This is a genomic window from Kastovskya adunca, from assembly GCF_059505785.1.
In genome coordinates this window covers 1-13,199 of the sequence record NZ_JCACLG010000060.1, presented here as the reverse complement: position 1 = coordinate 13,199, position 13,199 = coordinate 1, and the positions used below count along the sequence as shown (strand labels likewise).

General features: G+C 47.4%; 14 protein-coding genes and 1 pseudogene. 9 read left to right on the top strand and 6 right to left on the bottom strand.

The genetic code is table 11. From position 1 onward, the window contains the following. Nucleotides 1-94: 94 nt before the first annotated feature. Nucleotides 95-1,090: a pentapeptide repeat-containing protein gene (locus tag AC5JR3_RS22900; RefSeq protein ID WP_495848866.1), complete on the bottom strand. Its 996-nt coding sequence runs from the start codon at nt 1,088-1,090 to the stop codon at nt 95-97. A gap of 108 nt (nt 1,091-1,198) precedes the next feature. Here AC5JR3_RS22900 and AC5JR3_RS22895 point away from each other — a divergent pair, with 108 nt between their 5' ends. The 4 genes and pseudogenes from AC5JR3_RS22895 to coaBC all read left to right on the top strand — a co-directional run. Then, nucleotides 1,199-1,423, top strand: coding sequence for a hypothetical protein (locus AC5JR3_RS22895; protein WP_495848865.1), 225 nt, complete (start codon nt 1,199-1,201; stop codon nt 1,421-1,423). 1,217 nt (nt 1,424-2,640) lie between these two features. After that, nucleotides 2,641-3,261, top strand: a complete 621-nt coding sequence (locus AC5JR3_RS22890) for a Crp/Fnr family transcriptional regulator (protein ID WP_495848864.1) — start codon at nt 2,641-2,643, stop codon at nt 3,259-3,261. Nucleotides 3,262-3,441: 180 nt separating this feature from the next. Further along, nucleotides 3,442-3,654, top strand: coding sequence for a protein IsiD (gene isiD, locus AC5JR3_RS22885; protein WP_495848863.1), 213 nt, complete (start codon nt 3,442-3,444; stop codon nt 3,652-3,654). A gap of 171 nt (nt 3,655-3,825) precedes the next feature. Continuing rightward, a pseudogene (gene coaBC / locus AC5JR3_RS22880) lies at nt 3,826-5,040 on the top strand (bifunctional phosphopantothenoylcysteine decarboxylase/phosphopantothenate--cysteine ligase CoaBC); the annotation flags it as partial. A gap of 92 nt (nt 5,041-5,132) precedes the next feature. Here the strand turns inward: coaBC and AC5JR3_RS22875 are convergent. Next, on the bottom strand, nt 5,133-5,903 hold the full coding sequence (locus AC5JR3_RS22875) for a TIGR00297 family protein (protein WP_495848862.1): 771 nt from the start codon (nt 5,901-5,903) through the stop codon (nt 5,133-5,135). An 85-nt stretch (nt 5,904-5,988) separates the two neighbouring features. On the opposite strand from AC5JR3_RS22875, the gene AC5JR3_RS22870 reads away from it, so the two are divergent. The 3 genes from AC5JR3_RS22870 (at nt 5,989) to nblS (ending at nt 8,844) form a co-directional block, all read left to right on the top strand. Then, nucleotides 5,989-6,420 carry a VOC family protein gene (locus AC5JR3_RS22870; protein WP_495848861.1) on the top strand — a complete coding sequence of 144 codons (432 nt, stop codon included), beginning with the start codon at nt 5,989-5,991 and terminating at the stop codon, nt 6,418-6,420. Between the two features lie 72 nt (nt 6,421-6,492). Further along, nucleotides 6,493-6,675 carry a PCP reductase family protein gene (locus AC5JR3_RS22865; protein WP_495848860.1) on the top strand — a complete coding sequence of 61 codons (183 nt, stop codon included), beginning with the start codon at nt 6,493-6,495 and terminating at the stop codon, nt 6,673-6,675. Between the two features lie 150 nt (nt 6,676-6,825). Beyond that, entirely contained in the window at nt 6,826-8,844 is a 2,019-nt protein-coding gene (gene nblS, locus AC5JR3_RS22860; protein WP_495848859.1) for a two-component system sensor histidine kinase NblS, read from the top strand. Between the two features lie 13 nt (nt 8,845-8,857). Here the strand turns inward: nblS and AC5JR3_RS22855 are convergent, their stop codons facing one another. Both AC5JR3_RS22855 and AC5JR3_RS22850 read right to left on the bottom strand, forming a co-directional pair. Further along, nucleotides 8,858-9,211 carry a zinc ribbon domain-containing protein gene (locus AC5JR3_RS22855; RefSeq protein WP_495848858.1) on the bottom strand — a complete coding sequence of 118 codons (354 nt, stop codon included), beginning with the start codon at nt 9,209-9,211 and terminating at the stop codon, nt 8,858-8,860. A gap of 86 nt (nt 9,212-9,297) precedes the next feature. Then, nucleotides 9,298-9,600 (bottom strand): TIGR03792 family protein, encoded by a 303-nt coding sequence (locus AC5JR3_RS22850; RefSeq protein WP_495848867.1) that lies wholly within the window; start codon nt 9,598-9,600, stop codon nt 9,298-9,300. A gap of 216 nt (nt 9,601-9,816) precedes the next feature. On the opposite strand from AC5JR3_RS22850, the gene AC5JR3_RS22845 reads away from it, so the two are divergent. Further along, nucleotides 9,817-10,143: a phasin family protein gene (locus tag AC5JR3_RS22845; protein WP_495848857.1), complete on the top strand. Its 327-nt coding sequence runs from the start codon at nt 9,817-9,819 to the stop codon at nt 10,141-10,143. A gap of 24 nt (nt 10,144-10,167) precedes the next feature. Beyond that, entirely contained in the window at nt 10,168-10,710 is a 543-nt protein-coding gene (locus AC5JR3_RS22840) for an FKBP-type peptidyl-prolyl cis-trans isomerase (protein WP_495848856.1), read from the top strand. 179 nt (nt 10,711-10,889) lie between these two features. Here AC5JR3_RS22840 and dnaB read toward each other — a convergent pair whose 3' ends face one another. Next, complete coding sequence (gene dnaB, locus AC5JR3_RS22835; protein ID WP_495848855.1) at nt 10,890-12,233, bottom strand: replicative DNA helicase; 1,344 nt, start codon at nt 12,231-12,233, stop codon at nt 10,890-10,892. 163 nt (nt 12,234-12,396) lie between these two features. Then, a complete protein-coding gene (gene rplI, locus AC5JR3_RS22830; protein ID WP_495848854.1) occupies nt 12,397-12,855 on the bottom strand; it encodes a 50S ribosomal protein L9 in 459 nt (152 codons plus the stop codon). Nucleotides 12,856-13,199: the final 344 nt, after the last annotated feature.

Here is a 13,199-nt window from a genome sequence, read left to right as displayed (position 1 = left end):
CCTGCACCCCTGCACCCCTGCACCCCTGCACCCCTGCACCCCTGCACCCCATCAATCCTAGGGGACTGCTGAGAGCGCTATTAGCCCCTACTCGCTAATCCTTGCCTTTAACTCCGTTGGGCATGATCGCGCCTTCTAAGCATGCTTTTTTTAAATTAGCGCCACTGATGTTAGTGCCGATTAAATTAGCTCCTGATAAGTTAGCGCCCTTCAAATTTGCGCCGATGAGGTAAGCCAAGAGTAAGCCAGCTTGCGACAAGTTTGCGTGAGACAGGTTAGCGTCACGTAAGTTGGCTTCTAGCAGATTGCTTCCTGCTAGATTGGCTCCCGATAAGTTAGCCTCTTGGAGGTCAGCTTTACTGAGGTTGGCTCCTTGGAGATCGGCTTTGCTGAGGTCAGCGCCTCGGAGATTTGCTTGACTTAAATCTGCTCCCCGTAGGTCAGCACTGCTGAGATTGGCACGGCTAAGCTTACAAGAACGCAGGTAGGCTTCAGTCAAGTCAGCCTCGCTCAAGTTAGCTTTTTTCAGCACCACCCGGCTTAAATATGCCCGAATCAGGCTCGCTCCACTTAGGTTCGCCCCACTCAAATCTGCCTCACTCAAAATCGCTCGATTCAGCGTTGCTCCCCTCAAATCTGCTTCACTGAGGATCGCTTGGCTCAAGGTGGCTCCTGTCAAGTTCGCCAACCGGAGCTTGGCTTTCTTTAATAAAGTACCAATCAAACAGGTTCCAATCAGGCTAGCTTCACTGAGATCAGCTCCTGAAAGAACGGCTCCGCTGAGGATAGCTCCACTCAAGTCTGCTTTGCGGAGGTTTGCCTCTGTGAGAGTGGCTTGTGAGAGCATAGCGTCAATAAGTTTTGCTCTCGATAAGTTGGCAGTACTTAAGTCTGCGCCGCAAAGTTTGGCACCCACCAGTTTCGCGCCAACTAAGCTTGCTTCTTGCAACGAAGCAGAGCTTAAATCAGTGCGAGTGAGATTGGCTCCGGTTAAGTCCGCTTCAATCAGTTTTATACCTCGAAAGTTGCGTTCTCCTAACAAATGTCGATGTAAGAGTTCGGCTTCATTTAAAAGGTCACTGGCATGCATAAAAATTGTTGATTTTTTTTAGGTTCTGGATGTTCCAAACATGACCGAGGGCATTGAAAATACGGTTATGCAGGACTATAGGATTCTTTTGAGGGAATTGGAGACTTGATGCATACAGACTTGGGACAGAAAGTGGCGATCGCTATTAATGCGATCGCTGTTGAAATGTATTGCCCCAAAACTTGGTTAAGCAATAAAGAAAAAAGTTTTACCCTGGTTACAAGCCAAAGGAAAAAGCTTTGGCAAAGCGCTAACCTTCCACCATTGCAACAACCAAGGGTGTGTCTCCTATGTAATTGGGTAGGTTATTGTCTAGCTGAAGCTAATCCCTAGGTACTAGCATCGAATCAAAGCTCAACGGCTAGAAACGCACCATTAGACGCTGTTTGCGTCTGCGTTTGATTAGAGATTAATCACCAAAGATTGCCACAGTAGCCCTTACTCAGCCTTGAAGTTGCTGTTGGTTCTTGGCATTAGGAAACTTTGATGCCGCTTAGGAGCGACTCAGCTAATGTCACCTCCCTAGTACTGCGTTGTTTGAATAAAACAAAATCGGTAAATTCTCGAGACGGATGACTTTTATCTGCCTACTTTTGGTGCTACGACCACTACTTAGGCTCTTTAATCACCAGCAGAATACAAACTCCAGCCAGGTCTAGGCATCAAGCTGGAAAAATCTCTCGTACTTGCTGCGCTGGCAGATTCTGCTGCTGTTCCGAAGTCTTGGCTCGGCCTCATACAGGTGGATAAAGATTGAGTTCTGTCTCGTGAACAAATATTGATGTTAGGCTAGCACGGAGAAACTAACAAGCTTTAACAAAAAGCATTGAGGCTAGCAGCCATTCCTCAGTGCGTGCTGTCTAATACATCTTAACTAAGTGAAGCTTGTTACCCCGATCGGTTTTTAACAATTAAAAGCCACGGTTACAAGCTTGTATTTTAAAGATAATCTGTGTTTGTCCAACCAGGCAAGGCAAAATCAGTATTTTTACTACTGTTTCAGATTGCCAGCCGAAAAATGGGTTTTTAGCCGTACTAAGTGGGTGAGGTAGGGTGGGGGAATTTTTCGCCTCTACCACTTTTGGCGGATTGCTAATGCTCAGCCTTGATGCAGCTCACCGTAAGCCCCACAGATCCCTCAGCATGAATGTAGTATTATTTTATACCTTAGAAACTCCTCGGTAAAAAATTGCACATCCAGGGATACTAACTGCTGCTAGTTGCATTTACAAGTAATGAAAAATACCGCAATAACCAACCCCAAAACTTTTGGAGACTGGGGCTATCTCGCTATTAAGGTACTTAAATCCGAAAACCCGCGAGGATTTGCACGTAACGCTGCTCAAACCAACTATAAAAGCCCTAAAAAAGCAAGGAAAACATGAAAAGTAAAATTGCTGATAATTTTTATTGTTAAGCAAACCTGCTTTTTTTATTCCGTTACTAATAAGTAATGACTTAATCTGAGGATTACTTAATCTTTACCTTAGTAACGTAGATTGAGGGAGCACGATTTAACCTGTGCTTTCCAATTGGAAGAGTTGTCTCCTATGCCGCCACTTTCTAACCCTATCCTCGAAATTAACCCGTACGAACTCCGAGAAGGACGCCGACTGCACTTTTATGGCAAAGGAGAAGTGATTCCTTTAGTATCGCAGGGTGTCTGGCAAGTTTGTCAGGGTATAGTACAGCTCGGTACCCTTCATCCCAATGGAGATGAAGCTTGGCTCGGTTGGGCAGAGCCTTCGGGATTTTTTGGTCTCTGGTTTACGCTACTGCAGACTTATCAAGCAACAGCGTTAACCGATGTCAATTTGACGTGGTTTTCTTTGGCAGAAATTGAGACTTCTCCACGTTTGGCTGAGATTATCTTGCCGCAGTTGGTGCGCCGGATGCGACAAACTGAAGCACTGCTGTCAATTTCTGGACAGCGACGGGTGGAAGACCGTTTGCAACAGTTGCTGCTACTAATGAAAAAAGAAATTGGTCAACCTGTCACTGAAGGAACGCGGCTAGATATTCGACTGACACACCAGAATCTGGCAAATGCGATTGGTACGACACGGGTGACAGTAACGCGGCTTCTCAGCAAGCTCAAGAATGAGGGGCAAATTATCTTTGATCGCGATCGCCATATCATTGTCAAAGATGGCAGCTTTGTTCAGAGCTGATTGGTAAATTCCTTTTTCATCCTGTAATATCCTGTCTTTAACGTTCTCCCTCTCGGCTGTGAACATTTAATACTTACTTCCATTTCACCCCAGTTCTACTGAGAAATAGCGCTATTATATTAGGTGCTGTAAATCAGCTACAGCAACTAACCCAAAGGCTAGCTAAGGGAGGCGTGAGCGATGGCAACTGTAACTACTTTGCAACGAGACTTGTCTGCTTTCACCGCAGAAGACGTGGCAAACCTAGCAACCCGTCTAGAGCAAGATGATTACACCAATGCCTTTGAAGGTCTAAATGACTGGCATTTGCTCCGCGCACTGGCGTTCCAGCGTCCAGCATTAGTGATACCTTACCTTTATATATTGGATTTGGTACCGTATGACGAAGCTTGAGAGAATGTGTTGAGCTTCGCCATAGGGGTTTTCAATCCCAAAGTAGAGAGCAAATACTTGTTTAAAACTCGCTCCTTAATGGTTAGGGCGAGTTTTTTGTTGCTTTGATATACCAGGCTAGAAAAGAGAATTGTCAAGGTATAAAGGCACACTTAGCGATCTCAAAAAAATCAGATGAAAAATCGGAGAATTTTAATTGGTATCGGTGGCGGAATTGCTGCTTATAAGGTTTGCGAGGTTATATCGGCTTTATTTAAAGCTGGGGCAGAAGTCAGGGTAATTCTAACCCAGGCAGCACAGGAGTTTATCACGCCGCTGACGGTAACGACCCTAGCACGCCATCCGGCTTATACCGATCAAAGCTTCTGGAAACCCCTCTATCAACGTCCTCTACATATTGAATTGGGAGAATGGGCGGAAGTTTTTCTAATTGCGCCTCTGACGGCGAATACATTAGGCAAGTTGACTTATGGGTTGGCAGACAATTTGCTAACCAATACGGTGCTGGCGTCTCGCTGTCCGGTGTTGTTAGCCCCAGCGATGAACACTGATATGTGGGAACAAGTGGCGGTGCAGCGCAATTGGCAGCAGGTGTTGCAAGATCAGCGGTATCAAGGAGTTGACCCAGCGGTGGGTTTACTCGCTTGCGATCGCGTTGGAACAGGACGCATGGCAGAACCGCCCTTAATTCTCACCAATATTGAGTCTTTGTTGCATACCGCCGGAAAGCGGGACTTACTGGGTAAGCATGTATTGATTAGTGCTGGAGGAACGCGGGAATATCTCGATCCGGTGCGCTTTATTGGCAATCCTTCCACGGGTAAGATGGGTCTGGCATTGGCACAAGCGGCAGTTCATCGAGGAGCAAATGTCACCCTAGTTCATGCCCCAGTAAGCTGGGAAGCACCGAGCGGGATACGGGCAATTGCCGTGGTGAGTGCTGCCGAGATGCAGCAGGCAATGTTTGAATGTTTCCCCGATGCTGATATTACAGTCATGTCAGCAGCCGTGGCAGATGTGAAACCAGCCGAGTTTGCTACAGAGAAGTTACCAAAGTCGTCCCTACCATCTGCTTTAAAGCTGGAATTTGTAACAGATATTGTTGCGGAACTGGGGCGTCGGAAGCAACCCCATCAGCAATTAATTGGCTTTGCCGCACAAACTGGGGATATTGTGACGCCAGCGTTGCAGAAGTTGCAAGCCAAGAAACTAGATGCGATCGCTGCCAACCCCATTGATCAACCCAATGCTGGTTTTGGCAGCAGTACGAACCAAGCCATCTTGATCGACAACCAAGGACGCCAACAGCCTATTGCCCTTGGTAGTAAATTACAGCTTGCTCATCATCTCTTTGATTTTGTGCAAAGCCTAGCAACTAACTCTTAACTTTTTTAGTTAGGTAACTACTCTTTTTCTCTTGATCTTGGCGTCGCGTGGGGTTTTTAAATCCCCTATCCTGACAAATTGGTTAACACACCCTAACCCGCACCCAGATTTAACCCCTGCCATGCTAGAAGCAAAACAATGGCAACGACCGCCCCAATCAGAGTGTTGAAGAAATTCACCAATTCATTGGTCATCCAGTCATACTTTACTTGCAGCGTTGCCCCAATCACACTTTCTAAGTTGGTAGCAATAAATGCCGCGATCGCACAAAATACTACCCCTAGTAAGTCAATTACACCAACCCCCCAAGCAACGAACGCGATCGCCACCGAACCAATGATCCCGGCAAGTGTCCCTTCTAAACTCACCGCTCCTTCAGTTCCCCGCGCTACAGGCTGTAAGGTCGTAATCAGGAACGTGCGCCTACCGTAAGCTTTGCCCACCTCACTAGCACAGGTATCTGACAGCTTGGTAGAAAAGCTAGCGACATAACCCAACAATAAAAAGGGTTGATAAATTGGGGCAACAACTAGCATCGCTAGGGCACAGATTGCCCCGGTGAGTGCCGAACCCCAAACATTTTCCGGCCCCCTCGCCCCCGATCGCTTCTCGGCAATTCCTTGATCTTCCTTTTGCTTCATCCCGATGCGGGTGACAGCCGACCCTACCAAAAAGTAAAACAGTACCACTAGGTAGCCCCGCCAGCCTAAAGTTCCCCAGATGACAATACCCAACCCCCACGCGTGAAGTAATCCCTCTGGCGTGAGTAACTTTTTGGGACTAGTCCAGGCAATCAGGGCTAAAACCGTATTCAATCCCACAGCAACTATCCAGGGATTTAAGGCATTAATAGTAGACAGCATGATTAAAAATTAGGGAAGAGCTAGATTCGTAGAGAATATCATTTGAAAGTTGACTTCCCTTGTACAACCTTTAACTAAATTAGTGATGAATCCCGTTATATTTCATCTCGCCTTTCCGGTTAGCGATATTCAAAAAACCAGAGAATATTACGCTGAGGTACTAGGCTGCCAAGTAGGGCGCGAGTCTCGTCATGCCGTAATTTTAAACCTCTACGGGCATCAGCTTGTGGCGCACCTCACCCCAGAACCCCTGACGCCACAACGCGGAATCTACCCGCGACATTTTGGGCTGGTGTTCACCGCCGAAAGCGATTGGGAAGCTTTACTAGAACGGGTCAAACAAAAACAGCTCACCTTCTACCAAGAGCCAAAGCTACGATTTTCCGGTCAACTGACTGAACATCGCACCTTTTTCTTGCAAGACCCGTTTTATAACTTGATGGAGTTCAAGTTCTATCGTCATTCCGAAGCGATTTTTGGGGGGCGAGAGTTGGCAGAAGTTGGCGATCGCGCTTAGATAGAAGTCAGGGCTAGGAGCCAGATCTGTAGCCTATACAATACAGAAGTGGTTACGAGGAGCCAAAAAACGATGACAGAGTCTAATCCATCCGATGCTGTATCTTGGACACCCGAAGCAGAAGCCAAGCTCAAAGAGATTCCTTTCTTTGTTCGTCCGGCGGCCCGACGCAAGATCGAGCAAATGGTACGCGAGTCAGGGGCAACAACAATCACCCTGGAGGTGTACGAACAAGCCAAAGCCAAGTTTGGCTAAGGTAGCACCTCACAGAATGAGTACAGTCAATCGAAACCAGCTTTGCAACCGCTATAATTAGTAGACACAAAAGGGGTTAATTTTTCCTAGAAAAACAGCTACCTTTTGGAGTAATTCTGTAGTTTTCACCGTGAGTGGTGGAGATTTTCCTTGTTGGCTCTATTGAAATACATTCGAGAGATCTTTGCCAATTGGTGGTCTGAGTTTACACTTCAGACGCGGTTGATGGCGGCGGCGACTTTGATCGTCTCTTTGAGCATGAGCGGTCTGACCTTTTGGGCTGTCAATACAATCCAACAAGATGCCCGCCTTAACGACACACGCTTCGGTCGAGATTTGGGCCTATTGCTCGCTGCCAATGTTGCCCCTCAGATTGCGGAAAACAATCTCACAGAGGTAGCGCGTTTCTCTCAACGTTTTTATAGCAGTACCTCCAGCGTGCGCTATATGCTCTACGCTGACGAGACGGGCAAAATTTTCTTCGGGATTCCCTTTTCAGAATCAGAGGTAAAAAACTCCCTAACAATTCAGCGCCGGATTCAGCTACCGGACAACTACGCAGAACATTCAGAGTTGCCCCTAGTGCGCCAGCACATAACCCCAGATGGCGAGGTAACAGATGTCTTTGTTCCTCTGAGCCACGAGGGGAATAACTTAGGAGTTTTAGCGATCGGAATTAATCCGAATCCAACCGTTGTGGCGTCCTCAAACCTGACACGGGACGTAACGATCGCTGTTTTTATCTCGATCTGGGTCATGGTGATTTTAGGGGCAGTAATCAATGCCCTAACCATCACAAGACCGATTAAAGAATTGTTGGTTGGGGTGAAAAACATTGCCGCAGGTAACTTTAAGCAACGAGTTGACTTGCCTCAAGGTGGTGAATTAGGAGAACTAATTTCTAGCTTCAATGACATGGCGGAGCGCTTAGAGCGCTACGAGGAGCAAAACATTGAAGAATTAACGGCGGAGAAAGCCAAGCTAGAGACATTGGTGTCCACCATTGCCGATGGTGCAGTGTTAATGGATACGAGTTTCCAATTAGTTTTAGTCAACCCAACCGCTCGACGGATCTTTGGATGGGAAAATATTGAGGTCGTTGGAGAAAATCTCTTACATCATCTACCTGCTTCGGTGACGGCAGAATTAACCCGACCGTTGTATCAAATTGTGGAAGATAACACTACCGCTGAGCGCGAAGGGAATGAATTCCGCATTACTCTCACTCAAACAACCAATCGTACTGTCCGCATTCTCCTGACTAAGGTTCTTGACCAGTACCGGGAGAGCATTAAGGGAATTGCGATGACGGTGCAGGATATTACCCGTGAAGTAGAACTCAATGAGGCAAAAAGTCAGTTTATTAGCAATGTCTCCCACGAATTGCGAACTCCCCTGTTTAACATCAAGTCATTCATCGAAACCCTCCACGAATACGGTGAAGACCTGACAGAAAACGAACGTCGGGAGTTTCTCGATACGGCTAATCATGAAACTGACCGTTTGACTCGTTTGGTTAACGATGTTCTCGATTTATCCCGACTGGAGTCTTGTCGAATTTATCACTTTGAGCCTGTAGAGTTGGATCAACCGATCGAGCAAACTCTCCGCACCTATCAGCTCAACGCTAAAGACAAAGGTATCGAACTCAGACAAGATATTGCTCCCAATTTGCCCCCTGTGGTTGGTCATTACGACTTGCTGCTACAAGTTTTTGCCAATTTAGTTGGCAATGGGCTGAAATTTACTAAATCGGGGGGACAAGTGATGATTCGCGCTTATCTGCTCGCAGATAATAGCCCGGAGAAGATACCAGAAGACTCCCATACTTCAGTGACACCTTATCCCTCTAGACAGGTACGGGTGGAAATCTCTGATACAGGAATTGGCATCGATTTAGAAGACCAACAGGCAATTTTTGACCGCTTCTTCCGAGTTGAAAACCGGGTACACACGTTAGAAGGCACCGGGTTAGGGCTTTCGATTGTGAGAAATATTATAGAGAAGCACCACAGTCAAGTACATCTCGTGAGCGAAGTTGGCGTGGGTACAACCTTCTGGTTTGATTTGGATGTGTATCAAGAAGAAAAACGTGTGATTGAACAATCACCCCTAGAAGACCCGTTGATTGTGACGCAAGGGAGTTCAACACCAGCCAGCGTGCTTTAGGTGGTAATGCTGACTAAAAGACTACTAGTAGGATACTGACTGCCGCGATCGCGATTAGAAGTAGCATTCCTCTGTGACGCTGACACCACAGCCGAATCGAGCGCGTCCAGGGGATCTTGTAGGCTGGGGTGGCTTCTAGTTGCTGCTTAGAGAGGTTGTTGTAAAGGGTGCATTCTTTGGCGTAGGGACGTTGGGGAAAGTTGCAGGTATCATCGGCGTGATAGGTGCAGGTGTCGCACAAATACCCCTCAGAGGCTTGGTGCAAGGGGATACCGGGATGACCGTAGGCTTTGAGAGTTGTCCCGCAATGAGGACAAGCGATCGCTCTTTTGTCGATAGGTTGTTGACAATGGGGACAATTCAGCATGGGTGGTAACAGATCTCGTGCAGTTTAGAGGGCGTCTGTTGGGTGTCCTACCCAGGGGAGCGATCTGGCTTTAGCCCGAAGGGAGTTCAAGGAAATTTTCGCACTTGATACTCGGTAGCCTCAATAATTTCCTGGGGTTCGCCGAAGGCTTGATTAAATTGTTGCTCTGTTTGTTCGAGCGGTTCTGGGGGAACTGCTTTCCAGTGTTCGCGGGTTTCCCACATAATCACCAAAACAATCTCTTCTGGAGCTTCCGGATTAATCCAGACTTCTTTTCCTAAAAAACCTGGATATCTGGCAAGCATCGCTGTCCAGATAGCGGCATCGGTTTGGATATATTTTTCCCGAAGTTCTGGAGACACTCTGATCTTGAGCCACTCAATAACCATGTTACGCAACTCTTCGCTTTTGAGGGTTCTGCCTAAAGGATTGAAGCCGAAGCGCGATCGCCTATGAAATGAGCGATGTCGATCAGTTTGCGGCAGGTGTTGCGAAGATATCACAGAATAGAACTGGAGGCTGGGAAAGAAGTTTAGTTTGTGCATTCTTGGCAATAGGTTACCTCCAAGCCGCCCATTTGATTGCACTGATGACAGGAAAATAGCATGGACAATAATAGCAACTGGCTTAGACAAATATTGATGCTTGGGATTGGTACGACATCAATGGCCGCAGAGAAAATGCGTGAGGTGAGTGACGAATGGGTGAGGGAAGGTAAAATTAATCCTGAACAAGCCAAAGGATTCGTCGATGACATGATGCAGCAGCTCAAGTCCGAACAAGGGAACCTTGAGACGCAGATGGAACGGCAGATGCGTAATATGTTGCAGGATTTAGGCGTCCCTCGCCAAGCGGAAATGGACGAATTACGCGGTCGCATTGACCGTTTAGAGCGTCAGATACGCGATTTGGAAAATAAGCTCTGGCGCTGAGGCTGATTACTCGGAGGAATAGTTTTGAGAGAAATATTAATTAGTTTAGGAGTCATGCTGGCTTGTGGATTATTGCTGGTATTTGCTCAACTAACTGGCGGACAAAAACCCGCCCTGGCAGATGAAGTGACTCCAACTCAAAGCATAGTAGCTTCAGATGCGGCAACAATTAATCCAGTTGATACAACAAAATTAATAGCAATGGAAACAAATCCCAACAGTGAAGAGGTTGTAACCACACCCTCAGGTTTGAAGTATGTTGAACTAACAGAAGGTAGTGGTGCAACTCCCAAAAAAGGTCAAACGGTTGTCGTTCACTACACAGGCACATTAGAGAATGGCACAAAATTTGATAGTTCCCGCGATCGCAATAGCCCCTTTTCCTTCAAGATTGGGACGGGACAAGTGATCAAGGGTTGGGATGAAGGACTCAGCACGATGAAAGTCGGTGGACGCCGCCAGCTCATTATCCCCCCTGAGTTGGGCTATGGTGCCCGTGGTGCAGGTGGAGTGATTCCTCCCAACGCCACGCTGCTTTTTGATGTGGAACTGTTAAAAGTTAGCTAAAAGTTAGGCAGAGTGACCAAACTCTTATGGGGATGGGCTATTTTGCCTGTCCCCATTGCTTTTAACCCACATTCCGCAGGGGGCTGTTGAGTCATTGCTCAACAGAGAAGGCGAGATCCCCGACTTCTTAGAGAAGTCGGGGATCTGAAGCGAAGCGACTCTTGATGCAAAATGCAACTTTAGCGATTGGGAGAGGCTAAGTTGCGGAAGCGAGTAAATTGGGGGTCAAATAGTAGCTTCAAGACCCCTGTGGGGCCATTGCGATGTTTGGTAATAATCACCTCGGCAATGCCCCGGTCTGGTGTATCGGGATTATAGTACTCGTCCCGGTAAAGCATGATCACCAAATCGCTATCTTGCTCAATCGAACCGCTTTCGCGTAAATCAGACATCATGGGACGCTTATTGGTGCGGGCTTCAACGCCCCGACTGAGCTGAGACAGAGCAATAATCGGAACATTCAGTTCCCGTGCTAATCCTTTGAGGCTACGGGTAATTTTCGACAACTCCTGCACTCGATTATCACTGCCACTGCCCTCCATCAGTTGTAAGTAGTCAATTAAAATCAAGCCCAATCCACCCTGTTCGGCTTGCAGACGCCGTGCTAGCGATCGCATCTGCATCACCGTCTGGTTGGCAGTATCATCAATGAAAATTGGTAACTCTGATAACGTACCCAGGGCATGACTTAAAGGTTCCCACTGGTTTTGGCTAATCCGCCCCGTCCGCAAATAGTTACTTTCAATCCCTGCCTCACTCGCAAGCATCCGCTGCACTAGTTGCTCTTTGGACATCTCCAAGCTAAAAATTGCCACGGGTAGCTTATCGGCAATTTTGCGAGCAATTCCCATGGCAAAACTGGTCTTGCCCATCGCGGGTCTACCCGCCACAATAATCACGTCAGAACGCTGGAACCCGCCAGTCATCGCATCCAGGTCATAAAAGTCACAGGGAATCCCCGGCAAAGCGACCCCTTCATGCCGGGTTTCAATCTCCTGGAAAGTTTGAATAAGGGTTTCAGAGATAGGAATTAAACCTTGCTGACGACGCGTTTGCGTCAGGTTAAAAATTTTCTGCTCCGCTTGGTCAAGGACGGACTCTAGCTCGAGTGTGGTGTCGTACCCAAGCTGGACAATTTCATTACCTGCCTGAATGAGCTGACGACGCAGGTACTTTTCCATGACCAGCGTCGCGTAGCGGTCAATATTGACCGCACTAACGGTACGGTCTACCAACTGAGCTAACTTACTTTGACCCCCCACTTTTTCAAGTTCATTGTGGTCGTATAGCCAGGTCGTAAGACTCATTAAGTCTGTAGGCTTACCCTGACGAAAGAGTGCTAATGACGCTTCATAAATGTCTCGATGAGCGCGGATGTAAAGCGCTTCCGGGCGCAGAAAGTCAGCAATCCGACCGATGGCTTCAGGGTCTAACAAAATACCTCCGAGAATCGATTCCTCGGCATCAATATTTTGCGGTGGTAACAGATTGCTAGAGACTTGCAGGGGCACTTGGTGAACCATAAGCTTTGGCAAGGATTAGCAGATATTGACCAGCTTAGTCAATTAAGGCGTTGAGTGACCGCTGGTTCGGTAACACTCAACGCCCAATCTTTACCCAACCAAGCTGGTCAATACTCAACAGAGTGGCTCAAGTTTTCAGGTTCTACCGCTACCCAGGATGGTACTAGAGGGGAGCAACCTGGACTTCAACAACCGCTGTAACTTCGGGGTGTAGCTTGATTTCCGTCTTGTAGAAACCGAGCTTGTTGATATCGGGTAGGTTAATTCCCCGACGGTCTATTTCCTGGTTTGTGGCTTCCTGAATAGCAGTAGCAACATCAGCAGCCGTTACGGTACCAAAAATTGCCTCGTTTTCTCCCTCTTGCTTGCGGATTACGAAGCGACCGATGGTTTCTAGGGCAGTCTTGCGAGATTGAGCTTGTTGCTTTTCTTCGATTAAGCGTTGCCGCTCTTTCTCTTGGCGACGCTCTACTTGCTTGAGAATGCCAGCCGTGGCTCTGACGCCCAATCCTTGAGGAATCAGGTAGTTGCGAGCATAGCCAGGAGCGACTTCAACTAAATCTCCCGATCTGCCCAGCTTGTTAATATCTTGCTTCAAAACTATTTGTACGGGTTTTGGCATCGTCTTTATTTTGGGTAATCACTTTAGTGCTCAAGTCCTCTTAATGAGGTGTTGATAGCTCCAGGTTTTTTGTCTGTCGTCGGTTGTCTCTGACAACTGACCCTGACAATACTGGTCTACAACACGCTCATTCGGATTTGAGCCGGTGTTTTGCTAGAACACTCCATAATACGAAAAATTGTTAAGCGATCGCAACTAGAAGTTAGTCCTGAGTGCTGAGTGCTGAGTCCTGAGTAGGGGAGCAGGGGAGCAGGGGTGCAGAGGTGCAGGGGAGCGGCGGAGCAGGGGAGCCTCACAGGTGTAGGTTTTTTACAATCAAGCGGAGTTGAAGAAAGTCACAGTTG

Bases quoted from the DNA above. Each gene is read 5' to 3' on its own strand.
- AC5JR3_RS22900 (WP_495848866.1), bottom strand. From the start codon at position 1,090: ATGCATGCCAGTGACCTTTTAAATGAAGCCGAACTCTTACATCGACAT.
- AC5JR3_RS22895 (WP_495848865.1), top strand. From the start codon at position 1,199: ATGCATACAGACTTGGGACAGAAAGTGGCGATCGCTATTAATGCGATC.
- AC5JR3_RS22890 (WP_495848864.1), top strand. From the start codon at position 2,641: ATGCCGCCACTTTCTAACCCTATCCTCGAAATTAACCCGTACGAACTC.
- isiD (WP_495848863.1), top strand. From the start codon at position 3,442: ATGGCAACTGTAACTACTTTGCAACGAGACTTGTCTGCTTTCACCGCA.
- AC5JR3_RS22875 (WP_495848862.1), bottom strand. From the start codon at position 5,903: ATGCTGTCTACTATTAATGCCTTAAATCCCTGGATAGTTGCTGTGGGA.
- AC5JR3_RS22870 (WP_495848861.1), top strand. From the start codon at position 5,989: ATGAATCCCGTTATATTTCATCTCGCCTTTCCGGTTAGCGATATTCAA.
- AC5JR3_RS22865 (WP_495848860.1), top strand. From the start codon at position 6,493: ATGACAGAGTCTAATCCATCCGATGCTGTATCTTGGACACCCGAAGCA.
- AC5JR3_RS22855 (WP_495848858.1), bottom strand. From the start codon at position 9,211: ATGCTGAATTGTCCCCATTGTCAACAACCTATCGACAAAAGAGCGATC.
- AC5JR3_RS22850 (WP_495848867.1), bottom strand. From the start codon at position 9,600: ATGGTTATTGAGTGGCTCAAGATCAGAGTGTCTCCAGAACTTCGGGAA.
- AC5JR3_RS22845 (WP_495848857.1), top strand. From the start codon at position 9,817: ATGGACAATAATAGCAACTGGCTTAGACAAATATTGATGCTTGGGATT.
- dnaB (WP_495848855.1), bottom strand. From the start codon at position 12,233: ATGGTTCACCAAGTGCCCCTGCAAGTCTCTAGCAATCTGTTACCACCG.
- rplI (WP_495848854.1), bottom strand. From the start codon at position 12,855: ATGCCAAAACCCGTACAAATAGTTTTGAAGCAAGATATTAACAAGCTG.